Here is a 23,245-nt window from a genome sequence, read left to right on the forward strand (position 1 = left end):
AATTTGTAAAACTTTATGAAAGCGCTAAAAACCTTAAACCCTTACTTTTGGAAGCACAAAATATTATTGTTTTGGGGGTTGTTATTTATCATTGCCAGTAATTTCTTTAATATTTATAAGGTCCAGTTTGTTGGAAAGTCTGTAGATGAACTTACAAAGAGTGGAAATCTGGGTTTCAATAAACAGGTGTTGGTGTATGTAGCCATTATCGTAGGCTGCTCGCTTCTCACAGGATTTTTCACTTTCATGATGCGCCAGACGATCATTGTTGCGTCCAGAAGAATTGAATACGAGTTGAAAAATAAAATTTACAGGCATTATCAGGAGCTTTCTCTTACGGATTACAAGCAAACAACCATCGGTGACCTGATGAACAGGTTAAGCGAAGACGTTGTTGCTGTGAGAATGTATCTGGGTCCTGGTGTGATGTATGTGGTAAACCTGGTAATCCTTCTTCTGATCACCAGCATTTATATGCTCAAAACGGATGTTTCCATGACATTATGGACGCTGTTGCCACTTCCTGTGCTGTCTTATGTTATATTTAAGGTAAGTTCAATTATCAATCAGAAATCGAAGATTATGCAGAAAAGCCAGTCTGCGATATCCACTTTTGTACAGGACAGTTTTTCAGGGATCAGGGTTGTTAAGTTTTTTGCCAAAGAAAACTACATCAAGAAAAACTACGGCATAAAAGTAACCGATTATCAGAATAAAGCGCTGGATTTAGCTAAAACAGAAGCGTATTTCTTTACTATCATCTTATTTGTAATTGGGTTATTGAACGTTGCTGTTATACTGATTGGCGGGCAAAAATATATTGCAGGAGGATTGAGTGTTGGTAAAATTGCCGATTTTTTCATGTATATCAATATCCTGATCTGGCCGTTCTCCATGGTAGGCTGGGTAACTTCCGTGAACCAGAGAGCTGAAGCTTCTATGCAGAGAATTAATGAGTTTCTGGATAAAAAGTCAGAGGTTATCAATACAAATTTTGAAAACTCCTCTATTAAAGGAGATATCGAATTCAGAAATGTTTCCTACGTTTATCCGAATACAGGAATCAGGGCACTGGATAATTTAAGCTTTAAGATCAAGGCCGGTGAATCTCTTGCGATCATGGGTAAAACCGGAAGCGGGAAATCTACAATCGCTCTTCTTTTATGCAGATTTATTGATCCTACGGAAGGCGAAATATTAATTGATGGTAAAAATCTGAAGGACCATAATCTTACGAATTACAGAAACTTTATTGGATATATTCCCCAGGAAAGCTATTTATTCTCCGACTCCATTGAAAATAATATTGGTTTTGCCATCGACAATCCGTCTCATGAAAAAGTAGTAGAGTACGCTAAGATTGCAGACGTAGATAAAAATATTGTTGAATTTAAAGAACAGTATAAAACACTCGTAGGTGAACGCGGGGTAATGCTTTCCGGAGGACAGAAACAAAGGATATGTATTGCAAGAGCCTTAATTAAGGACCCGAATATCATTATTTTTGACGATTCCCTGTCTGCACTGGATACGGAAACCGAGCAGAATATCCTTGAAAATATTGACAGGAAAATCAGCAACGCCACCTCTATAATTATCACACACAGAGAGTCTAGCGCTCAAAGAGCCGATAAAATTATCAATCTTACCGAAATTACCAATTCTGTAACCGCTTAGCCATTTCGTTCTCAATTGTTAAATAAATCATAAAAAAAATTTTGTGATTAAAAGAATTCTTTTATATTTGTTCTTAACAAGATTAAAAAATATCTAACAATGAGTGAATACAAGGAACGCCATGAAAATGAAATTTTCACGAAGGTGTTAAAAGCAGGAAGAAGAACTTATTTCTTTGATGTGCGCGAGACGAAAGCAGGAGATTATTATCTTACGATTACCGAAAGTAAAAAGAACTTCGGGGAGAATGGGGAAGCTACATTCGAGAAGCACAAAATCTATCTTTATAAAGAGGATTTTAAAAGTTTCCAGGAGATGTTTAATGAATCCACAGATTTCATCATTAACGAAAAAGGTGAGGATGTAATATCAGAAAAACATGACAAGGACTTCAAAAGCAAATCATTCACAATTGATTCTGACGACGAAGTTTAAAAAAGAATATTCTAAAAACACAAGCATCTGAAAAAGATGCTTTTTTTATGCCCGTCAATTAAGAATAGTATTATAATATTACTTACAACTTCCTCCCATCGCGATCTTGTTTCCTTCAGCACCCATGATATGAACAAATTTCCCGTAATCGCAGCTCGAAATTTCAATAAGCACATTGACACCATTCTCTTTCAACTGATTGATAAGCCTTCAATACTCCGAACTCTGTAGTTGATCATAATTCCTTTTTTGAAGGAGCAAAATACTCATTGCCATTTTTAAAAGGACTCCATCGAAGAGGTTGCTTTAGGTGTTGGCCGTTTGCAGTTTCGTTTTTTTGTTCCACCATTTCTTAATTGTAATTTAACTGTTGAAATGTTTAATGATACTATTCTTTTAAAAGCTAATTTTCACAAATTCCATTTCCAACCTTCTAAGACAAAATATAATCAACTGAATATCAGTGATTGACGATTTTTGACAGAAAATCAACAAATGTTGAAAGGATGAATTTTTGAAAATTTTCTCCAACAATTATAGCTTTGCCTTACTAATCGATGAAAATCTAAAAACTTTTTATAATGAAAAATAAATTTATCCGGCTTGTCCTTCTTTTTATAAGTACAAGCCTCTTAGCTCAAGTTGGGATTAATACCCCAAATCCTGGAAGTACATTCGATCTTAGAGGCTCTTTTGCAACACCTTTACAATCAGTAGCGGCAAATACTGCCGGAGACAAAAACCAATCTGTAATCAATTTTACCAGTTCAGGTACTTTTACTTTGCCAGCAGCAATATCAGGCAATGGAAATTTTGTTGGCAGGGAATATCAGATTCGTAATGGGGGACTTAGTAATACGGTTACAGTTCAAACCAGCAACGCTGAAACGATAGATAATATAGGTTCCTCCATCAGTTCATTTAATGTTCCTGGAGGGTATGCAATAACTATTAAAAATACAGGCGCTACAAGTGGAAAAACTTGGATGATAACGCACATGACAGATACCAATGTGAATCAGTCAAATAATGGACAGGTCATTTATTCCGGAAACAACGGAGATACCACTAAAACTACTATAGTTGGTAATTTTATATTCAGATTTAGTGGAGGTTCTCCATCAGCTGTCACTCCTCAGATCGCGATGATTAATACTCCCGGAACTACTGTTAATGTAAATGTGGGCGTTAACCAGCTCTATTCGTTAGATGGCTTTGAATATGCGAACAATGCTCTCTCTTTTACTGCTGCAAACTATTCGACTTTCAGAGATATTCCGGCAAGTGGTGTTAGTTTGGCTCCAAATGAATTAAATATCATACACCTCATAGATACAACAAATGGCAAATATTACAGGGTAACGTTTTATGTATCAGGAAGCAGTGCCCCTTATACTTTCGCATTGATTGCTGAGAAATTCTAATCCTAAATAACAAACGACTACTGATGAGAAATAAATTTTTGCAACCGACATTCTTTTCTGTTGAAGTATGCTTTTAGTTAGATGAGACGAAATGATATAATGCCTTAATTTCGAGGAGGCAGTTTTAGAATTTAGTAAAGATCAATATTATGATAAATTTCAAAGACATTCATATAGGTAGTCTTATTAAAAAGCGCATGCTGGAATCTGAAATTAATATGGAAAGGGCCTGCAACTTTCTTAATTACGGAGAGGAATACATAATGGATATGTTTAAGCAAAAAGACTTAGATACCAGAGTTTTGCTCAAATGGTCTAAACTGTTGAAATATGATTTTTTCAGGTTATACTCTCAGCATCTTATTTTGTATTCCCCACCTCGAGCTATAGATCAGCAAAAAAAACAAAGCCTCCCTCAGTTTAGAAAGAACCTCTATACAAAAGAGATTATTGATTTTGTTTTAGAGCTTATAGAAGCTGAAACAAAAAGTATAGATCAGGTGATTGAGGAATACAAAATCCCGAAAACAACTTTATATAATTGGATGAAAAAATACAACAACTACGTGGATGAAAAAGAAAACCCAACCTGATTATAGAAAAATATATCAGGATATTATTACACTAAAATATCCCGAAAAAAAAGAATTATGCAACGGAATTTTATCAAAAGCTAAACTGACTCTGTTGGACATTATACAACTAAATGATTTAATTTTCAGTCCTGTTAATGAAGATAAAAAACATCGTTCGTATGATGAATCTTCAATATTGGAAATTTTAACCTTTCAAAAAAAATACAGTTATTCTAACAAAAAGACAGCGGCTCACTTTAGAGTAAGCAGGAATACCATTGCCAAATGGAAAAAAAACTATATAATGCTCTCACAATAACTTTATTAACTTCGCATAAATGACAGAAACCAATTAAAAATAACTTTACCAAATCAAGAAGGTCAAAAACACAATGAAATGAAGCCGATAGTTTTTAACTATCGGCTTTTATAATTTTTTCTGAAAGCCTTTCTAAAGTTTATTGATCCACACATATAAATTGGTATTTTGAGGAATATTCAGTTTTTTTCGCAAACGATACTTTCTGCTGTCTACAGAATTTATTGAAGACCGCATATAAGTAGCAATATCTTTAGTCTGGATATTCAATTTTAGATATACACACATTTCGAGATCTAGTGGTGTAAGTTCCGGAAATTCCAATAACCTTTTGTATAAATATGGAAATACATTCTGGAAAACCGCGAGCAAATGTTTATCATTACGCTTGACCATTTCCAATAATAAAAGAAGGTTATCTCCATCTGAAGTATCCCCCTGTAAATCTGTGTTTCTATCAGGCAGCTTAGGCGAAATATACTTTTTATGCTGCTTTTTCCTGTAAAAATAGATTACAATAAGTGACAGCAGAACAAGCAATACAATAGGAACTAGTAAATAAAATAATGGGTTGTCTTTTTTTTGAGTTAATAAAGCTTTTTTATCAATTTTATTTTGGGTTATAAGTGCAGATTGATTGATTCTTCCCAGACTATCTTTTAGTCGCATATTTTTTTCAAGATAATAAGCTTCCATTTTGTTGTCTCCAATCTTTTTATAATATTCTATCATTTTGGGATAAATGACCAATAATCCGTCTGAGTATTTGTATTCTTTATAAATGGGCAGGCTTTCATTCCAATATTTTAAGGCTTCCTGATCATTACCCGAATCAAAATTATGATTTCATCTTAGTGCATACACATTCGCTATATATCTTTTATCGTTTTCTTTTATCTGTCTTTTTTCGGCATAATCATAATATTTATCTGCTTCCTTATAATTACCCTGTGTATCATAGGCAAATGCTATATTCTGGAGCGATTGTCCTTTCTGAGGACATGGATCAGGCACTTTTGATATCTCAGAATAGCTTTTTAGTGCAAAATATAAAATGGAGTCTTTATAACTTCTTTTATTGTAGTCTTTAAAAAGAGGTATGGAATATAATGCAAGATTTTCATAAATATAATATTTTTCTTTATGCATTGTATTTTTATCATCAATCAGATTGACAATCTTAAATGCTTTGGAAAAACAGGAACGGGCATTATCAAAATCTTTCACAAGCATTAACGACTTCGCTTTGTATAGAAGAAGGGATACCCAGTCTTTATACGATTTTAATTCTTCTGCTATGGGTAATCCTTCTTCTACAGATTTTAAGCACGCATTCGTATCCATTCTGGTGATGTATGCTCTTGAACGATACGTTATAGCTATCAACATCCCACTTTTATCATTCTCTTCTTTTGAAAGCATGTAAAGCTCATTACAAATTGAGATAGCTTTTTCCTCTCCAAATCTTGCATCAATATTTTCTCCTTTTAGTTGTTTTGTTAAAAACTCTATTCTTTGTTTAGAAAAACTTTGCGACAAAAAAACAAGAGGAAAGAATATAAGAATAAGCAGCTTTGTTTTCATGAGAGGGAATTTCTTCAAAATTAACAATTTTCCCCATTTATTTATCTGATGTTTAAAAACAAATTGAAATTTATGTAGATTCTGTAAAAAAATCAAGTCTTTTGTTAAAGTAAGAATAAATTCATGTCAAGATTTTCCTCTTTTTACCTCTGGAAAAATATTTTTTATATGAGTTTAAGAATAAATAAAAAGATATATATATAAAATCCTGCATAAAAATGCAGGATTCTTGGGGTGAATGATGGGTATCAGTGTTTTTTGTAAAGCTATAAAATATTTCATTCCGATGTTGTTGGTCTTGTAAAATTTTGTTGAATCCATAGCCTGGATGTTTCTCTGAAAATTTGTTTCAAGCAAGTTATGAGACCAGAATCTTCTTTTCGCTTAGAATGATAATAAACAACTATTCTTTTCCAACTAGCAAATAACTGCAACCTTTCTGATGTTCAAAAAGTACCCTTGGATCATATATTCTACAATTTCACATTTTTTGACAGGCTTTGTCCCTTTTTTGACAAACCGACTTCATATTACAAACTTAAATTAGTAAACATCTTTTTCATAGAATTCTCTTTAGTCTTTGCCAGTTTTTGTTTTGCTTATCCCTCCGAAATTCTTTTCCCAATCGCGTAACGGTTAATAGTGAAATCAATATTTCCGAAATATATCTTTGGAGATCTGCCCCGATTTATATGATTTTAGAATTGCTAATATCCTACTCCATATAAATTTCTTTTTTATGGCTTTTTTTGTTAATTTTAACACTTAAACCACTGAATTTCAATCAATAAAACCTATCCCTCAATAGATTTACTATCTGAAATAAAAAACTAGCCTTTTGACTAAAAAATTAAATAACCAAACACAAATACCGACAGACAATGAGAAAAATCCTATTCTTTGTTTTACTGAATTATTTTGCTTTCGGACAAGATAAGAGAATCGATAGTTTGAAAAACGAACTAAAAAGCAAAACCGATACAGAATCAAAAGTTGATTTATATGAGAAAATAATTACTCTATATTGGACAGAAAGTATTGATTCTGCGTTTAGCTATACTAATAGATTGAAAAAACTTTCCTTGGAAAAAAAACATCTTAATGGTATCATCATCTCCGAAATTTATACCGCTGTGAATTATGAAGCCATAGATAAAATGGACATATCGGATTCAATTTTTAAAAAAATAATCAATAAAATCCCATCTGATGAATTTAAATTAAAAGGTATTTATTACTATAATTATGGAAATCATTTGTTTTATAAACATCAATTACAAGAGGCAATACTAGAATATGAAAAAGCAATTAATAATTACAAAAAAATAAATGATGACAAGACAATTGCCAGAATAAAATTAAATCTTGGCTATCTATATGCCAATCAAAATAATTTTTTCAAATCAACCTTACTATACGAAGAAACGATCCCTATTCTTCAAAAGCATAAAGACTGGTTAGGGTTAAGTGCTGTATATGGTAGAATTGGTGTTAATTTTGGCAGTTTATCGATGAATGAAAAAGCAATTGAATATCATAAGAAAGGACTTTCTATCGATAGAAAATACAACTTGATGGAAAACGAAGCCTATACCTTAGCAAATATTGCAACAGAATATGCCGAATTAAAACATTACAAGCTTAGCAAAGAATATTATAATCTTGCTATTGATAAGTTCCGGATACTGAAAAGTGATAACAATTTATTGATAAATAGACTGCAATTAGCTTTAATAAAATATAAGGAAGGGAATTTTGATGATGCATTAAAAGACTTACGAAAAATAGCAACTCATAAGAATAATAAAATGCCATTAAGTTACTATCATTTATACGCTAATCTTATGGCTAACTCTGGTAATTTTAAAGAAGCAAAAATTCATTTTGAAACATCATTGGATATTTTGCAAAAAGATCAGAATAAAACAGGAGAGAAAGATCTCATTTATGACTATTTGCATTTCCGGTTAAAAAAGAACAATGATAAAGAGTTACTTCATCTTCTGGAAAAATATGACTCTATAGAAAGGAAAATTAATAGCGATGAAAACAAAATGTATTTTACTAACTGGAATACCAAATACCAAACTGCGGAAAAAGAGGATCAAATTAAATCCCAACAATTAGAACTTGAAAAAGAAAAAACTAATCGGAATGTTGCGATTTCCAGTATCGGATTTTTATTACTGCTCTCGGGAGGAGGATTTTTATTTTTCAAAAACCATCAGCAACAAAAAGAGCTCCAGAATCAAAATACATTGCTTAGTCTGCAGCACAGCCTCAATGCAATGGAACTTCAAAGTCTGAATAAACAACTTGATCCTCATGAAATAAAAAATCTGCTGGCTTTCATTTCTCCCGAAATTCAGGAGAAAGCTCCGGAGTCTTATAAAAATATGCTGAAATTATTCAACATTACAAAAGCAAGTTTAAACAGCCATTCTTTGACAGAAAGTATAAAAACACAAATTAATCAAATTGAAGATTTTTTAAGTTTGGAAAAAAGTATGTTATCTGAACCCTTAGAATATTCCATTGAAAATAAAATAGAAAATGAAGATGTACAAATCCCAAGACTGATGTTGAAAAACTTGGTGGAAAACGCTATAAAGCATGGTATTAAAGGAAAGGAAAATGGAGGTAAAATAAAAGTAAAATTACTGGAAAAAGATAATTTCATTTTTATCAGCATTGATGATTCTGGAAAAGGAAGAAACCAAAACATTTTATCAGATAGTGGAATCGGAACTTCAACATATCAGAAACTTTTTACCACTCTTAATCAAAAAAATAAAGAAAACGCTATTTTTGAAATCACTGATAAAGAACAAGGAACAAAAGTAGAAGTAAAAATACCGAAAGATTATAAATACAGCTAATAACCATGAATTATAATTATATTATTGTAGAAGATAACTTAGGCAGTTTACAAAACCTGCAAACAGCAATGAAACAACATCAAAATTTTAAGGAGGCAGGGGTTGCACATTCGGTTTCTAAAGGAATTTCTTTAGCTCTTTCCGCCAAACCGCATATTATTTTTTTGGATGTAGAATTGGGTGATGAAAAAGGATTCGACCTGATAAAAGAAATCCGACAGTTCACCTCCGAAATGCCATTTATTATTATGAACACCCATTATGACAAATATGCGAAGAAAGCGGTGAATAGTGATGTGCTTTATTTTTTGGATAAACCTGTTGATCCTGATGAGTTGATTATTGCATTACATAAGTTTGAAAAAAAATATCTCGAAATGCAAAGTCATATTACTATCAAAAATACAGAGGGACATTTCTTTATGCAGTTGGAAGAAATACATCACATACAATCCGATAATAATTGTTGCAGAATTATCAAAAAGGATAATACACAAATGTTTGTTACCAAAACACTTAAAGAAATAGAAACCATTTTACCACTGCCTTTTATCAGAATCCATAAAAGCTATATAGTAAATACTCAATATATACACATGCTGAATACCACAAAAAAGTTCATTCAGTTAAAAGGTATCTCCTTGCAAAATGAATTCATTGAACTGCCAATTAGTGATTTGTATATGGAAAAAGTAAAACAAACGCTTTTGGTTGCAAAATCAAACTAAATAAATTCACCAATTCACTCAATAAACTTCCCCACTCAGTATAAGGACTGTACAATACACCACTTACAATGTAACCACCTATATTTCATGGTGGTTTTTTCTTGTAAGTTTGAAAAAACAATTTCACTTGAAAAAGCATAATTCCAATGAATGTATAATAATCATACGATCTCAATAATTATTAAAAAAACAAATTATTGCTGTAGGAAACCTAGCTCATTAGAAACTGTAGTGATAAAGAAATGGAAAGAGTAAACAAAAATATCAACCCAAAAATTAATACAAAATGAAATCATTAAAAATCATGGCAGTAAGCCTGCTGATTGTGTCACTATTTTCTTGTAATCAGGATGATAGTTTGAACGAACAAGAGAGTATTCGCAATAACGAAGCCAATTCGTTAAGTAATAAGACAGGATTGGTAACTAATATTCTATCTGCGCAGACAGCCAGTGATATTCCCTCTAAATTTTACCGTGTAAATAATGCATATAAAACAAATTACACACATCTTTTACAGAAAAGCGGTGAGTGTAGCTGGACTAATTATACTTTATGTGCCGGAGCAATTGCCAGAACAAAAGGATATACATATCCCGCCACGTATGCTCAAATTACAGCAGTAAAAAATTGGTGTGGAAGTAGTTCAATAATTACTAAATTACAAAGTTATTGTCTCAGTAACGATTCCGGTAAAATATCATGCTCATTGGATTCTAAAAGCGATAACAGCACGGGAAGGTTTAATTTTATTAAATCAATGCTAAATCACATAGATACCCGCCAGACACCTTTTATCGTCATTTCATCTGTTCCAAAATCAACCGGAGGAAGAATCGGGCATTATTATACAGTGTGGAGCATTGATTGGAAACAAGGAGGTACAGGATCGGTAGTATGGTATACCAACACTTTGGATACTGCTACCGGTAACTTTGATACTCAAATAAAAAGTATGGATTTATCTACATTTCTTGATAATATGGCACCATTAAATCCTGATGCGTCAAATTACAATGCTTTATACTTCTGGTAATACAGCTTAAGGGCAGAGTGATTAACTTTCCTTTGCCCTTATACTTTTCAGATATAGGTTTGAATACGATTAAAACTGATGTTTACACAGAATCGGAAGTAAAGACTATGACCACATAGTGGAGATCGAATCATATATCCGTATTAATCTATTTCAAATTCAGGTTTTTAATGACAACAGGTACCATGATTATGATTTTCATATTGTGGACTGCAAATATACTTTTCTTGTGGAGCGTCAAACAATTAATGAAAATTTACACACCAAATAGTGTTTTATTAAATTGATATAATGTATAGAAATAAAAAAGTACACTTTTAAAAAGTGTACTTTTTTTGAGTGAACCATAGTCACAAACTAGAATCGCATGAGTCTGATGATTCACGGATCTAATTTTTGTATGAGTTTATTTTTTAATAACTTTTAATGTTTTTACATCATCATTTGAATTTACTCTAACCAGATAAACTCCCGCTGCCAGGCCGGAAAAATCTATTGTACCTTCATTAGCATTTATTGTTTTATTCAGCATTTCCTGACCCAAAACATTATAAACCGATACCAAAGAAATCTTCTGATCAAACGAAATAATGAGTTTGTCATTAACCGGGTTCGGGTAAGCCTTTACAGCGTTGTTCGGCATTGTAAAATCATCAACACCTAAAGTAGTTGGACAGGCAATAGTTGTTGGAACATTTTTGTCAACATTAGAGCCATCACCCAATTGTCCATAAAGATTTAACCCCCATGTATTAACAGTTCCGTCGCTCTTTAAGGCAAATGTATGCGATATTCCACCTGCAATATTTTTCCAGGTTGTAAGGTTGCCTATCTGTACAGGAACATTACTGTTTGTCGTAAGTCCGTTTCCTAATTGGCCATATTGATTTCTTCCCCAAGCCCAAAGTGTTCCGTTGGATTTTATAGCAGTGGTGTGATTTCCTCCTGAAGCAATGGTCTGCCAGTTAGTAGCTGTTCCGATTTGCGTTGGGATATTCTTATTTGTAGTTGTTCCGTCTCCCAATTGTCCATTGGCATTATATCCCCAAGCCCAAAATGTTCCGTCCGTTTTTAATGCAGCCACATGAAGTGCCCCAACACCAAGACTTTGCCAATTGCTGGCAGTTCCAACTTGAGTAGGTACTAACCTATTAGTATTGGTAGCGTCTCCAATAGTCCCGTAAGTATTACTTCCCCAGGCCCAAAGCGTTCCGTCTGTTTTCAATGCAACGGTAAAATCCTGTCCGCATTGAACAGCTAACCAGTTGGCAGCAGTTCCTATTTGAATCGGCACCAAACTGGTAGTCGTGTTGCCAGTACCTAACTGACCGTAAGGATTGAGGCCCCAGGCCCATAGCGTTCCATTATTTTTTATTGCCACTGTATGATACATTCCACTATCAAAAGTTTTCCAATCAGTAGCAGTTCCTACTTGTATTGGTGTATGCTGATCTGTATTTGTACCGTTACCCAACTGACCTGAATTGGCTCCCCAGGCCCAAAGTGTTCCATCTGTTTTTTGAGCAATTGTATGATTGCTTCCCCCGGCAATTTCTTTCCAGTTATTACCTGTTCCTATTTGTTTTGGAGTTGATGTATTAGTAGTTGTACCATTTCCTAATTGTCCTGAATAATTATTTCCCCAGGCCCATAATGTTCCATCTGTTTTTATGGCTACACTATGCAAACTACCTGCGTTTATTTTTTGAAAGCAGCCTGTTTGAACAGTACTTGGCGACATTTTCACCAAACCAAGCTGCAAGGTTCCCAGCCAAATAGTCCCTGAAGATTGTGTCCTAACTGCACTAAAATAGTTATCGGGTAAACCAGAATTTGTACTTGTCGTGGTATAAGTTGTACAATTCGTAAAGTTTTGCAAACCTGCTCCATTAAATCCAATCCATACTTTGCTATTACTGTCAACATCCAGAGCGTTCGGATTATATCCTGCAAGGCAAGAATTGCTTTGATAGGTGAATGTAATGTTAGTTCCGCTTGTTGTTAACGTAATTAAACTATCAGAACCTTTTACATAGATTGTATTATTGGCAATTCTTAATATTCTTTGGGTACCTTGAGCTATAAAATCAAAATCAGTTCCATTAAATTTATACATTACACCATCATTTGTAACCCAAACGCCATTGTTACTGTCGGTTGCCACAGACTTCAGATTTGTTACAGCAGTATAAGTAGCCCAGGTAGTCCCGTTAAATTTTGTAAGCCCTGAATCTGTTGCAATCCAAAGATTATTTTGCCCGTCAACAGCTATATCATTGATCGCATTAGTTGGCAATCCTGAATTGGAAGTTGTATAATTAGTCCAGGTTGTTCCATTATACAAAATAATTCCGTTGAGTTGAGAGGCAATCCATTTTCTGCCCAATCCATCAATTTGAATTTTTATAATTGAATTGGATGCGATACCGGAATTAGCCGTATTATAATTGGTAAAAGTAGTTCCGTTAAAAGTTGAAACTCCATTATAAGTCGCCAACCATAACAAGCCATTGGCATCGGTTTTAATATCCGCAATGTAATTGCTCCCTATTTCTGAGTTTGAAGTATTGTATGTTGTGTAACTATACGTTTGTGCAAATGCAGAAATTGAACTGAGGATTAAGAGTAAAAAGTAGAGTTTTTTCATAGTTTTTAATAAAATAATTTTCTTCATGCTTAAGTTTCATAATAGTTGTCCTACTCGTTTAGCTTTTCGGTTTCGCTTCGTTTGAATGGTTTCTGAGCTCCATATGAAATGAAAATTTCCAAAATCAACGTCATGAAAAAACCAAGGGCTTTCATTAAATTTTGATTAGAAAAGTATTTTTGTTGATTAAATAATACTACATAATTACCGACAGAACATTCGATATTCCCTCCGTATGGATAATTTTTTATGATTATTGACACCAAATACAGTGAGTTTTACAACACTTATATCTTTAAAGAAATCCTGAGGATTTACTTTAGTTCTATTGCCGGAAATAATAGGTATTAGTGAATTAACAGAATAAAAATTCAGGGTATTTTTTCATTTTCATGGTTAATGGTTTTTCTAATTTAGTTTTTAGTGACAACAGGTATCATGATTATGATTTTCATGTTGTGGACTGCAAAAATATACTTTTCTTGTGGAGTATCAAACAATTAATGAGAATTTACACACCAAATAGTGTTTTATCAAGTTGATATTGATAAAGTGTATAGAAATAAAAAAAGTACACTTTAAAAAGTGTACTTTTCTTAGGTGAATCATCGTCACAAGCTAGAATCGCATGAGTCTGATGATTCACGGATCTAATTTTTGTATGAGTTTATTTTATTTTTTAATAACTTTTAATGTTTTTACATCATCATTTGAATTTACTCTAACAAGATAAACTCCTGTTGCCAGGCCCGAAAAATCTATTGTACCTTCATTAGCATTTATTGTTTTATTCAGCATTTCCTGACCCAAAACATTATAAACCGATACCAAAGAAATCTTCTGATCAAACGAAATAATGAGTTTGTCATTAACCGGGTTCGGGTGAGCCTTTACGGTGTTGTTCGACATTGTAAAATCATCAACACTCAAAGTAGTTGGACAGGCAATAGTTGTTGGAACATTTTTGTCAACATTAGAGCCATCGCCCAATTGTCCATACATATTACTACCCCACGCCCAAAGTGTTCCATCCGTTTTGACAGCAAGAACATGGGAATTTCCAGCAGCTATCTTTAGCCAATTATTTGCCGTTCCGATTTGTGTCGGGATATTTTTCCTATCAATATTAGTTCCATCTCCCAATTGTCCATAATCATTATCACCCCACGCCCATAATGTTCCATCTGTTCTTTTTCCTATCGAATAAGTATGTCCTACACTAATATTTTGCCAATTTGTTGCTGTTCCGATTTGTATTGGAGAAGATTGAAAGGTTGCAGTACTTCCGCCCAATTGCCCATAGTAATTCCAACCCCATGCCCATAGTGTCCCATTTGCTTTTACTTCAATAGTATGGATATCTCCTGCTGAAACATTTTGAGATGCCGCACCAAAGATTTGTATTGGAACTTTACTTGAAGTTCCTGTTCCGTTTCCAAGTTGTACATCACCATTATCTCCCCAAGCCCAAAGTGTTCCGTTTGTTTTTATTGCTTCCGAATGACCATATCCTGCACTAACACTTTGCCAATTTGTTGCTGTTCCGATTTGTATTGGGAAAGCTTTTGAAATTACTGTTCCATCACCTAATTGCCCATCATCATTTCTGCCCCATGTCCAAAGGGTTCCATCGGTTTTAATGGCAAGAGTATGAAAGCCTCCTGCACTAACATTTTGCCAATTATTTGCCGTTCCGATTTGTGTTGGAGTAAGTTTATTAATCACAGTTAAATCTCCGAGTTGCCCATACTGATTATCCCCCCATGCCCAAAGTGTTCCATCTGTTTTGATAGCAAAAGTCTGATAACCTCCGGCAGCTACTTTTAGCCAATTATTTGCTGTTCCGATTTGTGTTGGAATAAGTCCATCGGTTGTTGTTCCGTTACCTAATTGTCCGGAATTATTTCTTCCCCACATCCAAAGGGTTCCATCCGTTTTTATTCCTGCCGAATGGCTCCATCCTGCACTCACACTTTGCCAGCATTGAGCAAATGACTGTAAACTGATTAACACTAATAAAAAAAGAATTTTCTTCATATTTAAGTTTTTATAATATTTTTCCTACTTGTTTAGTTTTTTGGTTTCGCTTCGTTTGAATAGTTTCTAAGCTCTCCATATGAAATGAAAATTTTTCAAAATCAAATTCATTCTTGAAAAATAGGCTTTGATCAAGGTCTGATTTTAAAAGTATTCTTGTTGATTAAATAATACCGGATTATTATCTGTAGAACATTGGAAGTTTCCTCCAGACTGATACAGTTTCTTGTATGATTACTAAAATAAAACCTATTGATCACACAACGTGTATCTTTAAAGAAATTCTGAAAATTTGTTTGGATTCTAAATTGCTGGGAACAATCAGTATTAATGAATTAAAAGAATAAAATTCAGGATAGTTTTTTCATGATTTAATTGTTTTTCAAATTCAGGTTTTTAGTGACAACACGTATCATCACTATGACCTTATGTTGTGGATCGCAAAAATATACTTTTCTTGTGGAGTATCAAACAATTAAGGAATAATGTTTTCTTAAGTTGAGATGTGTTCAGTGTACAGAAATAAAAAAGTACACTTTAAAAAGTGTACTTTTCTTGGGTGGATCATAGGTCACACCTCGAACCGTTTGTCTTTGATTATCAAATAATTACACTGATTTACAACCCCTTATGGGTCTCGAACCATTTGTTTTCATTTTTTGCGTCTTTATTCAAAAAACATGCATCCTTATCTCTATTTTTACAACTCTAACAATTTTATCGTTTAGATATATTCTCTTCATACGACGAAACCATTCTGAAAATTCTAATAATCAAAAATATAAACGAAACAAACACTCCAATTGTTAAGCCTAACCAAATACCTTTTAATGATATAATATTTGATAAATATAACGATAGTGGAACAGAAATAACACAATAAGCAATTGATGTTACAAAAAAAGGAATATAGGTATCTTTTATTCCTTTTAAGGTTCCTAAAACTATTGTTTCTAAACTATCTATTAGTTGAAATATTGATAAAAAAATAAGTGTCTTTGACACAGTCATTATAACGGAATTATCCTTTATATAAATTAAGGGAATTTCATCTCTGAAAACAAATATAATTATTGTGAAAATAATTGAACTAATTAATGACAAAATAGCAAGTGTTTTTATTGATTGTTTAAAAAATAAAATATTTTTTTGAGCTAAAAATTTACTTGATTGTATTGCTGACACCGTTCCCAAACTAAAAGGTATTGCAAACATAATAGCTGATAAACTTAGCATTATTTGGTTAGATGCCTGATAAGTTATATTCAATTTTCCAGATAAAATAACAGTTGCCGTCAGTAATACTATTTTAAAAAAGACTTGAAAACTTGAAAACGACCCTAAACTTATTATTTGTTTTGCAGAACTAAAATTGAATTTATGATTTATTAAATTTTTAAAAAAAATATTTGTTTGCGTATTTTTTAATAAACAAATCAAAAAGAGTAAAAATAAAAAACATCTTGATATCAATGTCCCTATTGCAGATCCTAATATGCCAAATTTAGGCAGTCCAAACTTCCCGAAAATCAGACAATAATTAACTGATACATTTAATATTAAAGAAATTAAAATACAATACATTGCTATTTTTGTTTTACTTAAACCATCTGAAAATTGTTTTAGCATTTGAAACAAAAATGCAGGTATGAATGAGTAAAGTAAAACGGACAAGTAAGGTTTTGAAATTATTACTACTTCCTCTGATTGCCCTAAACTAGAAATATTTAATAATGCAATTTTAAGTAAAAAAAATAAAAAAAATCCCAAAGTTAAGTATACTATAATGCCATGAAAAAAAATATTTTTTGTTTCTCTTATTTTACCTAAGCTGTACATTTCAGAAATCAGAGGGGTAAACATCATAGTAAATCCAATATTTAAAGCAAAAGCTAAAAACATAATATTGTTACCTAATGAGAAAGCTGATAAAGATACTGCTCCTAATCTGCCTATCATTATATTATCAATAAATCCAATTAAAGTAAAAGATATTTGCCCTAAAAATATTGGTGTCGCAAGTTTTATGTTTTCCTTTAGAAGAGTTATCATTGTTCGAAATTTTTTAAATAATCACCAACTTTACTCAATATTTTGTGCTCCAGTACATTATTTAAACTATATCCTTTTTTTACAGCTACATTTTTACTACAGTTTTTGAATATTAAAATGTGATTATTTAGAACTTCTAGATTATTTTTATAATCAGTTGAAAAGGTTGTCTTTGAAAGTTTTAAGATAGTATGTTTGTCTGCCCATGAGTTTATTTTTTTTCCATAATAGTATAAGTCATCTTTATTATCAAAAAAATATTTACTTTCCCAAGCTATCATCTCTACCATCCTATTTTTAAGCACATTATCAAGTAATATTAATCCGTAGTAAATATCACCCCTTACAATTTTTCCTAAAAATCGGTATGCAGTCTGCCAAAATTCATCATAGCATTCTAAAAATTTTTTCTCATCTAATTTTTCTTCAACTATTGGAAAAAATTGATTAATGTCTGAAACGGTTTTCTTTATATTTTTTTTATCATAAACAATAGAGTATCCTCTTTTTAAATATGCATTAAAAGTTGTCAGTTCCTTTTCAATATTGATATAGTCTGGGATAAACTTATTTAATTTCATCTTTTTAAAAAACAAATAAATTTTTATCAAATTAAACTTGCTGTAACTAATTAGAATAACATCTACACTAAAAAGATTTTCATACATAATACGAGTAATCATATTCCCTTCAACTGGATTTTTTATAGTCAATACCGAAATAGGCTTCCCAAGACATTTAAGCCATCCAATATTATCTATGTTTAATGAAATGTTCGGATTTTTTGTAAAAACAAACAAATCCAAATCTGAAAACTCATCATTATGATCTTTATTAGAAGTACCAGAATGAAATGAGCCAAAGGATATAATTCCTTTGATATTACTATCATTTAATTGTTTTGCAATAATATCTATCATACGATGTTGTTTTTAATAGTAGATAGTTCTTCTATTCTTGTATTTGATTTAATTACTAATTTTGATCCAATTGAACTATAATTTCCTATGTAACAATTATTTTTCACTTCCGTTCTTTTACCAACAATACACTTTTTTCCAATAATTGAATTGTCTCCAATAATAGAATTGTCATCTAATACGCTTGCATCGTAAATTTTAACATTTTCCCCAATTATACAGTTAACGCCAATTGTAACACCAAATCCTATTATTGAGTTATTTCCTATTTTAACACCTTGTGCAATTTTACAACATGCTCCAATTTGTACATAATCTCCAATTTTTCCCATTTCTAATACTAGTTTACGATTTTTTACAAAGTGACCACTAATCAATGTTGAATATCCTATAAATATATCTTTACCAAAAACGAATCTATCTGGATCCAATATTAAAACTCCAGATGCCATAACCAAAGATGAAATGTTTTTTACCCCAAGAAGTCGATAGTATATAATCTTAATGAAATCGATTCTATTTGTAATATTATTTAAAAAACTCGAAGACAATACAACATCAGATATTAAATCTCTTAAGAACCATTTAATAAATGGCTTAGAAAATGGAGGATATGCTCCTACACCAACCTTTGGTGTAACCCTGTATAGTAATCCTGAAAATAAAATAATTATGAAAGGAATAATTAGCAATGAAAATATTATTAAAAATAATTTTAATAAAGAAGTTTCAGTAAAAGCAAGAAAATAAGCAAGAGGAATTATAGAAATTAAATATATAATAAATCTGACAAGGAAAATAAAAACAAATCGGATAAAATAAATTTTCATATTTTTTTGTTTAATAAAATGTTACATTTGTTTTTAATTTAAATATCATAAGCAAATGAAAAACATTATTGATAAAGTTGCATTGATTCATATTAATAATTATAAGATTTTAAGCACCATTTCTAAAAGTAAAGACCGATACTTTTTGCCTGGCGGAAAAAGGGAAAATAGCGAAACTGATTTTGAGTGTTTGAAAAGAGAGATTTTCGAGGAACTAAATGTAAAATTAATTAATGATTCTATTACTTTTTTTGGTTGTTTTGAAGCTCCAGCATACGGACATTCTGATAATGTAATTGTACGAATGTTATGCTATTTTGCTGATTTCACGGGTGATTTAATGCCTAATAATGAGATAGAAAGTTTTAGTTGGCTAGAATTTAAAGACAAAGAAAAAACATCATTTGTTGATCAATTAATTTTTGATGACTTACATAGTAAAGGGTTAATCAGATAACTAATGTTTTAATTTTTCTATTTGACTGGGGTTGTTTTTTTCTGACCTTTTAATTTCTGGGATAAGAAAATTTTTCTCAAGAATTTCTAATTTTTTATTTTTTATTAATTCAATGATTGAATTGTCATATTTATTCATTGCTATAATATACTCACTAGACATAATCCAATCATTTCCATTTAAATTAACAACAACTCCCCCAGCTTCTCTAACAATACAGACTCCTGCACACGAATCCCATGGTGCTAAAGTACCACTCAGAATAACCTCAGTATTACCTTCCGCTAAACAGGCAAAATCAAAACTAGAACAGTGATGAATTTTGGTTGTACTCATCTTTTCAATTAATTCAATAATTGCCTGCTGTTTCTCTTGATACTTATAAGTAGGGACTGAATAGCAACCGTCAGTATAATCTAATTTTGAAACTTGTAGTTTTTTCTCATTATTATATGCTCCAAGCTCTTGTCCAGCATATACTAATTTATTTAATTTTGGAAAATACAGAACTCCTATAATTGGAGTTTGGTTTTTTGACAATCCAATACTCACCCCCCACATCGGATATCCTCTAATATAATTATATGTACCATCTAAAGGGTCGATATACCAAGTGTACTCTGAATTTTTATCAATCAATCCGCTTTCTTCACCACATAGATTATGCGAAGGAAATTGTACACTAATCATTTTCATAATCAACTCTTCACTTTTTTTATCCATTTCTGAAACATAAGCACCAATATCATTAAATTCGTTTTTTTTTGAGAATACATGATTGTTTTCATGATTAAGTAATAAGTTACCAGCCCTATATGCAAGACCAATAGTGTAATTCATTATTGATTCTAATTCCATTTTAATCTTTTTTAATTAATTTTTCAAACATGGCTTTATAAACTTTTCTTTTCTAACCTTTTCAAGGTGTCTCGAAAATATATATTTAGATTCTATCCCATCAATTGACTTTGTAGAGTCACTTTGAAGAAGACTTGTGTTATCAACATTTACTACAAAATAAGTTAGCTCTTTAAAAGCAAAGGCTTCAAAATTCTTTTTCAAATCATCTAAGGTATTAACTTCAACAATATTAATATCCCACGCTTTACCTAAATATTCCCACTTAAGATCATTCACTGTTGTTTCGATACCACCTCCAGATTCCAGTATCTTATTATTTATAACTATGATAGATAAATTGTGTATCCTTTCTTTAATAGATGAGATAAGTGACAAAATACTAATACCCATTAAATTACTTCCATCTGTATCAATAGCAATAACAGGTTTATTTTCTAGTCCCAATGCTATCCCACAAGATATTGAAACAATATCACCCATAGAATCCAAAAATAATGTTTGGTTTGGTAACACATTATAGACTTCTTGGGATGTTCTGCCTAAAGAACTAACTATAGAGGTGTCTTTATCAATTTTACTACTGAGATAACTAATTACTTCTCTACTTGTCATTGTTGATGTTTTTTAAAACATTAGGCTTCAATATTATTGCAACACTTGATTGTCTAGCTTGAAAATCATTCACAGCATCCTTAAATACTTTCTTAAAATCTTTTATATCATCAATAAAAACATATCTAAATCTTAACAAATCTAACAACGGCTGCATCGTAGTTGAATGAGCTTGTCCCCACCAATTTCTCTCCCCAAAATTTCCTCTAAAAGATATTAGGTAGATATTGTATAATGCATGGGATAAGTGAAATCGTGCAATAGTTTCACAAGCATTTCTAATTCCAGAGTTTTCCATTATTACAACGCTTAAATTATTAGTAATATTCAAACCAGTACTAACACCTACGCAATCAGATTCGTGTGTAGCCTGCGCATAAAAAATAGATTCATTATTTCTAATTTCGTTGATTAATGGAGAAGTTAATGAATCTGGTAAACATATAGCATATTTAACCTTCTCTTGTACCAAACAGTTATGTATAGTTTTTTCAGGTCTCATCAGCTAGTAATCAATTCCTATATTATGCCCCATAATATTATTTTTAACAGAAAGATAGTCTTTATTAAATGGGGTAACTGAAGAATTTATTTTTACTCTCTTTACTTCTATACCTTCATTTTCTAGATCTTTTATTTTCAACGGATTATTTGTTATTAGTCTCACTTTGTTAATACCAAGACTTTTTAATATTTGTGATGGTAATACATAGTTCCTATCATCTACAGGAGTTTGTATTATTTTATTCGCATCTATCGTATCGAAACCTTGTTGCTGAAACTTGTAAGCTCTTAATTTATTTCCAAGTCCTATTCCTCTTCCTTCATCTCTCATGTATAAGATTATTCCTCCCTTACCTTTTTGCGTCTCTTCTCCTATGAATTTAAAAGCCCTATCTAATTGTATTCCGCAATCGCACTTACTAGATTTAAAAACATCTCCAGTTATACATTCAGAATGTATTCTCACTAAAACATGCTCATCTACATCAATATTACCAGAGATAATTGCTAAATGTTCTTTCCCTTTATGATCCATATATACGTTAAAAAACATTTTACCATATTCTGTGGGTATTTCAACAGAGTCTTCAATACACATCCACTTTGGCTTTACTGACTGTTTTGCCTCCTCTAGGTTTTTAAATTTATTCCTAATATCCATTAGAATCCTGCCCAAAACATTTTTCCCTAACCCATCACTCCCGATTCCCCAAAAACTATCTGTAGGAGAATTTTCTTTTATTAGAAGTTCTCCGGTTTCCAACAGTTTTTCTTTTAAAAAATCATGTTGAGAAAATTTTTCATAAACTGCCCTTTCCATAATTTGGACTCTTCTATTCTCCCAATTATCTACTCGACTTTCTTGAAGATTATTACCTAATAAGTATGCCTCTTCAGCGGTCTTTGCTAATCTAATTTTTTCTTTTGAAGAGTCATTTATGAATTTTTGTGCTTGATAGAAATGTTCTGAAGTCAACCAGAAAGCCCCATCAATTTTAACTGGTAATGGATAAAAGTTACTAAATTCAAAAAACAATCCATCTTCGTCATAGAATAAAATATCGTTACTATCTTTCATCTTCTAAAATTTTTATCAATCTTCACTAAATGTTGCTTTGAACTCAACAACTATATTCTTGTACTCTTGATTATCATTATTAACTAATCTATGAGGAATGTCCTTTTTTCTAAAATCAACAATTCCAATTTCATCATCTTGATTTTCAATTTCTCCATTAATATATTCTGTAGCAACTTTTCCATTCTTGACAACAACGAACATATAATCCATTTGGTGTTTATGCCATTTGGTTGCTTCGCCAGGAGCTAAAGTTAAATCCCAAACTTTTACGTGTTCAGTTTCAAATAATACTTTTGTTCCAATTTCTCCGATTTTTACATCAATTTGTTCCATAATTTAAATTTTAATTAGTTGTTAATTTGTTTAATTTTTGTTCACATATTTTTTTTAAACCAATATCTTTAATCTCTTCATTTATTGATTTTACTTTTATAATAAATTCGTTTCTTTCTAAATATTCGTTATTTGATAACATTAATTTATTGCACAAAGTATAATACTCCCCAAAATTAAGACAGTAATTTAAGATATGAAATTAGCAAAAAAAAGTTTAATTTTAACATCAAATAAGTTATGTCAACAAGGAG

Annotated in this window: 22 protein-coding genes; 10 read left to right on the top strand and 12 right to left on the bottom strand. The window is 31.6% G+C overall.

Annotated features, from left to right (window positions below; genetic code table 11):
- The first annotated feature begins 15 nt into the window (after positions 1 to 15).
- The 5 genes from HNP36_RS18340 (at position 16) to HNP36_RS18360 (ending at position 4,430) form a co-directional block, all read left to right on the top strand.
- Positions 16 to 1,677, top strand: a complete 1,662-nt coding sequence (locus tag HNP36_RS18340; protein WP_184167244.1) for an ABC transporter ATP-binding protein — start codon at positions 16 to 18, stop codon at positions 1,675 to 1,677.
- 99 nt (positions 1,678 to 1,776) lie between these two features.
- Entirely contained in the window at positions 1,777 to 2,112 is a 336-nt protein-coding gene (locus tag HNP36_RS18345; RefSeq protein ID WP_034701927.1) for a DUF3276 family protein, read from the top strand.
- 581 nt (positions 2,113 to 2,693) lie between these two features.
- On the top strand, positions 2,694 to 3,536 hold the full coding sequence (locus HNP36_RS18350) for a hypothetical protein (RefSeq protein ID WP_184167247.1): 843 nt from the start codon (positions 2,694 to 2,696) through the stop codon (positions 3,534 to 3,536).
- Between the two features lie 149 nt (positions 3,537 to 3,685).
- The gene (locus tag HNP36_RS18355; RefSeq protein ID WP_184167250.1) at positions 3,686 to 4,129 is read left to right on the top strand and encodes a transposase; all 444 of its coding nucleotides are present in this window, start codon (positions 3,686 to 3,688) and stop codon (positions 4,127 to 4,129) included.
- Positions 4,107 to 4,430, top strand: a complete 324-nt coding sequence (locus HNP36_RS18360; RefSeq protein WP_184167253.1) for a helix-turn-helix domain-containing protein — start codon at positions 4,107 to 4,109, stop codon at positions 4,428 to 4,430. Before HNP36_RS18355 ends, HNP36_RS18360 begins: the two co-directional genes overlap by 23 nt.
- Before the next feature lie 132 nt (positions 4,431 to 4,562).
- Here HNP36_RS18360 and HNP36_RS18365 read toward each other — a convergent pair whose 3' ends face one another.
- Together HNP36_RS18365 and HNP36_RS18370 are read right to left on the bottom strand one after the other, a co-directional pair.
- On the bottom strand, positions 4,563 to 5,162 hold the full coding sequence (locus HNP36_RS18365; protein ID WP_184167256.1) for a helix-turn-helix transcriptional regulator: 600 nt from the start codon (positions 5,160 to 5,162) through the stop codon (positions 4,563 to 4,565).
- Positions 5,163 to 5,276: 114 nt separating this feature from the next.
- Positions 5,277 to 6,014, bottom strand: coding sequence for a hypothetical protein (locus tag HNP36_RS18370; protein WP_184167259.1), 738 nt, complete (start codon positions 6,012 to 6,014; stop codon positions 5,277 to 5,279).
- An 881-nt stretch (positions 6,015 to 6,895) separates the two neighbouring features.
- On the opposite strand from HNP36_RS18370, the gene HNP36_RS18375 reads away from it, so the two are divergent.
- The 3 genes from HNP36_RS18375 (at position 6,896) to HNP36_RS18385 (ending at position 10,657) form a co-directional block, all read left to right on the top strand.
- A complete protein-coding gene (locus tag HNP36_RS18375) occupies positions 6,896 to 8,893 on the top strand; it encodes an ATP-binding protein (protein WP_184167262.1) in 1,998 nt (665 codons plus the stop codon).
- A gap of 5 nt (positions 8,894 to 8,898) precedes the next feature.
- Complete coding sequence (locus tag HNP36_RS18380) at positions 8,899 to 9,621, top strand: LytR/AlgR family response regulator transcription factor (protein WP_184167265.1); 723 nt, start codon at positions 8,899 to 8,901, stop codon at positions 9,619 to 9,621.
- 286 nt (positions 9,622 to 9,907) lie between these two features.
- Positions 9,908 to 10,657, top strand: a complete 750-nt coding sequence (locus HNP36_RS18385; RefSeq protein WP_184167267.1) for a hypothetical protein — start codon at positions 9,908 to 9,910, stop codon at positions 10,655 to 10,657.
- A gap of 406 nt (positions 10,658 to 11,063) precedes the next feature.
- Here the strand turns inward: HNP36_RS18385 and HNP36_RS18390 are convergent, their stop codons facing one another.
- From HNP36_RS18390 to HNP36_RS18410, 5 genes are all read right to left on the bottom strand, one after another.
- Positions 11,064 to 13,304 (bottom strand): T9SS type A sorting domain-containing protein, encoded by a 2,241-nt coding sequence (locus HNP36_RS18390; RefSeq protein WP_184167270.1) that lies wholly within the window; start codon positions 13,302 to 13,304, stop codon positions 11,064 to 11,066.
- A gap of 672 nt (positions 13,305 to 13,976) precedes the next feature.
- Positions 13,977 to 15,317, bottom strand: coding sequence for a T9SS type A sorting domain-containing protein (locus HNP36_RS18395; RefSeq protein ID WP_184167273.1), 1,341 nt, complete (start codon positions 15,315 to 15,317; stop codon positions 13,977 to 13,979).
- 741 nt (positions 15,318 to 16,058) lie between these two features.
- On the bottom strand, positions 16,059 to 17,393 hold the full coding sequence (locus HNP36_RS18400; protein ID WP_184167276.1) for an MATE family efflux transporter: 1,335 nt from the start codon (positions 17,391 to 17,393) through the stop codon (positions 16,059 to 16,061).
- Positions 17,390 to 18,313 (bottom strand): aminoglycoside 6-adenylyltransferase, encoded by a 924-nt coding sequence (locus HNP36_RS18405; protein WP_184167279.1) that lies wholly within the window; start codon positions 18,311 to 18,313, stop codon positions 17,390 to 17,392. Before HNP36_RS18405 ends, HNP36_RS18400 begins: the two co-directional genes overlap by 4 nt.
- Positions 18,310 to 18,765 carry a DapH/DapD/GlmU-related protein gene (locus HNP36_RS18410; protein ID WP_184429294.1) on the bottom strand — a complete coding sequence of 152 codons (456 nt, stop codon included), beginning with the start codon at positions 18,763 to 18,765 and terminating at the stop codon, positions 18,310 to 18,312. Before HNP36_RS18410 ends, HNP36_RS18405 begins: the two co-directional genes overlap by 4 nt.
- A 52-nt stretch (positions 18,766 to 18,817) precedes the next feature.
- Between HNP36_RS18410 and HNP36_RS18415 the strand changes: the two genes are divergently transcribed.
- Both HNP36_RS18415 and HNP36_RS18420 read left to right on the top strand, forming a co-directional pair.
- Positions 18,818 to 19,063 (top strand): hypothetical protein, encoded by a 246-nt coding sequence (locus HNP36_RS18415; RefSeq protein WP_184429296.1) that lies wholly within the window; start codon positions 18,818 to 18,820, stop codon positions 19,061 to 19,063.
- Positions 19,064 to 19,198: 135 nt separating this feature from the next.
- The gene (locus tag HNP36_RS18420; RefSeq protein ID WP_184167283.1) at positions 19,199 to 19,600 is read left to right on the top strand and encodes an NUDIX hydrolase; all 402 of its coding nucleotides are present in this window, start codon (positions 19,199 to 19,201) and stop codon (positions 19,598 to 19,600) included.
- Here the strand turns inward: HNP36_RS18420 and HNP36_RS18425 are convergent, their stop codons facing one another.
- The 5 genes from HNP36_RS18425 to HNP36_RS18445 are packed head-to-tail and all read right to left on the bottom strand — an operon-like array spanning position 19,601 to position 22,991.
- A complete protein-coding gene (locus HNP36_RS18425) occupies positions 19,601 to 20,458 on the bottom strand; it encodes an inositol monophosphatase family protein (RefSeq protein WP_184167285.1) in 858 nt (285 codons plus the stop codon).
- Positions 20,459 to 20,473: 15 nt separating this feature from the next.
- A complete protein-coding gene (locus HNP36_RS18430; RefSeq protein WP_184167287.1) occupies positions 20,474 to 21,073 on the bottom strand; it encodes a thiamine pyrophosphate-dependent enzyme in 600 nt (199 codons plus the stop codon).
- Positions 21,063 to 21,575: a thiamine pyrophosphate-binding protein gene (locus tag HNP36_RS18435; RefSeq protein ID WP_184167290.1), complete on the bottom strand. Its 513-nt coding sequence runs from the start codon at positions 21,573 to 21,575 to the stop codon at positions 21,063 to 21,065. The genes HNP36_RS18430 and HNP36_RS18435 overlap by 11 nt, the downstream gene beginning before the upstream one ends.
- A 3-nt stretch (positions 21,576 to 21,578) precedes the next feature.
- Positions 21,579 to 22,655: a GTP cyclohydrolase II gene (ribA, locus tag HNP36_RS18440; protein ID WP_184167292.1), complete on the bottom strand. Its 1,077-nt coding sequence runs from the start codon at positions 22,653 to 22,655 to the stop codon at positions 21,579 to 21,581.
- Positions 22,656 to 22,670: 15 nt separating this feature from the next.
- Positions 22,671 to 22,991 (bottom strand): hypothetical protein, encoded by a 321-nt coding sequence (locus HNP36_RS18445; protein WP_184167294.1) that lies wholly within the window; start codon positions 22,989 to 22,991, stop codon positions 22,671 to 22,673.
- Positions 22,992 to 23,245 lie beyond the last annotated feature (254 nt).

The sequence above is a fragment of the Chryseobacterium shigense genome (assembly GCF_014207845.1).
Lineage (GTDB): Bacteria > Bacteroidota > Bacteroidia > Flavobacteriales > Weeksellaceae > Chryseobacterium > Chryseobacterium shigense_A.

What these genes read in the sequence shown, in the direction of transcription:
- HNP36_RS18340 (WP_184167244.1), top strand. Translation starts at nt 16, where the DNA reads ATGAAAGCGCTAAAAACCTTAAACCCTTACTTTTGGAAGCACAAAATA.
- HNP36_RS18345 (WP_034701927.1), top strand. Translation starts at nt 1,777, where the DNA reads ATGAGTGAATACAAGGAACGCCATGAAAATGAAATTTTCACGAAGGTG.
- HNP36_RS18350 (WP_184167247.1), top strand. Translation starts at nt 2,694, where the DNA reads ATGAAAAATAAATTTATCCGGCTTGTCCTTCTTTTTATAAGTACAAGC.
- HNP36_RS18355 (WP_184167250.1), top strand. Translation starts at nt 3,686, where the DNA reads ATGATAAATTTCAAAGACATTCATATAGGTAGTCTTATTAAAAAGCGC.
- HNP36_RS18360 (WP_184167253.1), top strand. Translation starts at nt 4,107, where the DNA reads ATGAAAAAGAAAACCCAACCTGATTATAGAAAAATATATCAGGATATT.
- HNP36_RS18365 (WP_184167256.1), bottom strand. Translation starts at nt 5,162, where the DNA reads ATGATAGAATATTATAAAAAGATTGGAGACAACAAAATGGAAGCTTAT.
- HNP36_RS18370 (WP_184167259.1), bottom strand. Translation starts at nt 6,014, where the DNA reads ATGAAAACAAAGCTGCTTATTCTTATATTCTTTCCTCTTGTTTTTTTG.
- HNP36_RS18375 (WP_184167262.1), top strand. Translation starts at nt 6,896, where the DNA reads ATGAGAAAAATCCTATTCTTTGTTTTACTGAATTATTTTGCTTTCGGA.
- HNP36_RS18380 (WP_184167265.1), top strand. Translation starts at nt 8,899, where the DNA reads ATGAATTATAATTATATTATTGTAGAAGATAACTTAGGCAGTTTACAA.
- HNP36_RS18385 (WP_184167267.1), top strand. Translation starts at nt 9,908, where the DNA reads ATGAAATCATTAAAAATCATGGCAGTAAGCCTGCTGATTGTGTCACTA.
- HNP36_RS18390 (WP_184167270.1), bottom strand. Translation starts at nt 13,304, where the DNA reads ATGAAAAAACTCTACTTTTTACTCTTAATCCTCAGTTCAATTTCTGCA.
- HNP36_RS18400 (WP_184167276.1), bottom strand. Translation starts at nt 17,393, where the DNA reads ATGATAACTCTTCTAAAGGAAAACATAAAACTTGCGACACCAATATTT.
- HNP36_RS18405 (WP_184167279.1), bottom strand. Translation starts at nt 18,313, where the DNA reads ATGATAGATATTATTGCAAAACAATTAAATGATAGTAATATCAAAGGA.
- HNP36_RS18410 (WP_184429294.1), bottom strand. Translation starts at nt 18,765, where the DNA reads ATGGCATCTGGAGTTTTAATATTGGATCCAGATAGATTCGTTTTTGGT.
- HNP36_RS18415 (WP_184429296.1), top strand. Translation starts at nt 18,818, where the DNA reads ATGAAATCGATTCTATTTGTAATATTATTTAAAAAACTCGAAGACAAT.
- HNP36_RS18420 (WP_184167283.1), top strand. Translation starts at nt 19,199, where the DNA reads ATGAAAAACATTATTGATAAAGTTGCATTGATTCATATTAATAATTAT.
- HNP36_RS18425 (WP_184167285.1), bottom strand. Translation starts at nt 20,458, where the DNA reads ATGGAATTAGAATCAATAATGAATTACACTATTGGTCTTGCATATAGG.
- HNP36_RS18430 (WP_184167287.1), bottom strand. Translation starts at nt 21,073, where the DNA reads ATGACAAGTAGAGAAGTAATTAGTTATCTCAGTAGTAAAATTGATAAA.
- HNP36_RS18435 (WP_184167290.1), bottom strand. Translation starts at nt 21,575, where the DNA reads ATGAGACCTGAAAAAACTATACATAACTGTTTGGTACAAGAGAAGGTT.
- ribA (WP_184167292.1), bottom strand. Translation starts at nt 22,655, where the DNA reads ATGAAAGATAGTAACGATATTTTATTCTATGACGAAGATGGATTGTTT.
- HNP36_RS18445 (WP_184167294.1), bottom strand. Translation starts at nt 22,991, where the DNA reads ATGGAACAAATTGATGTAAAAATCGGAGAAATTGGAACAAAAGTATTA.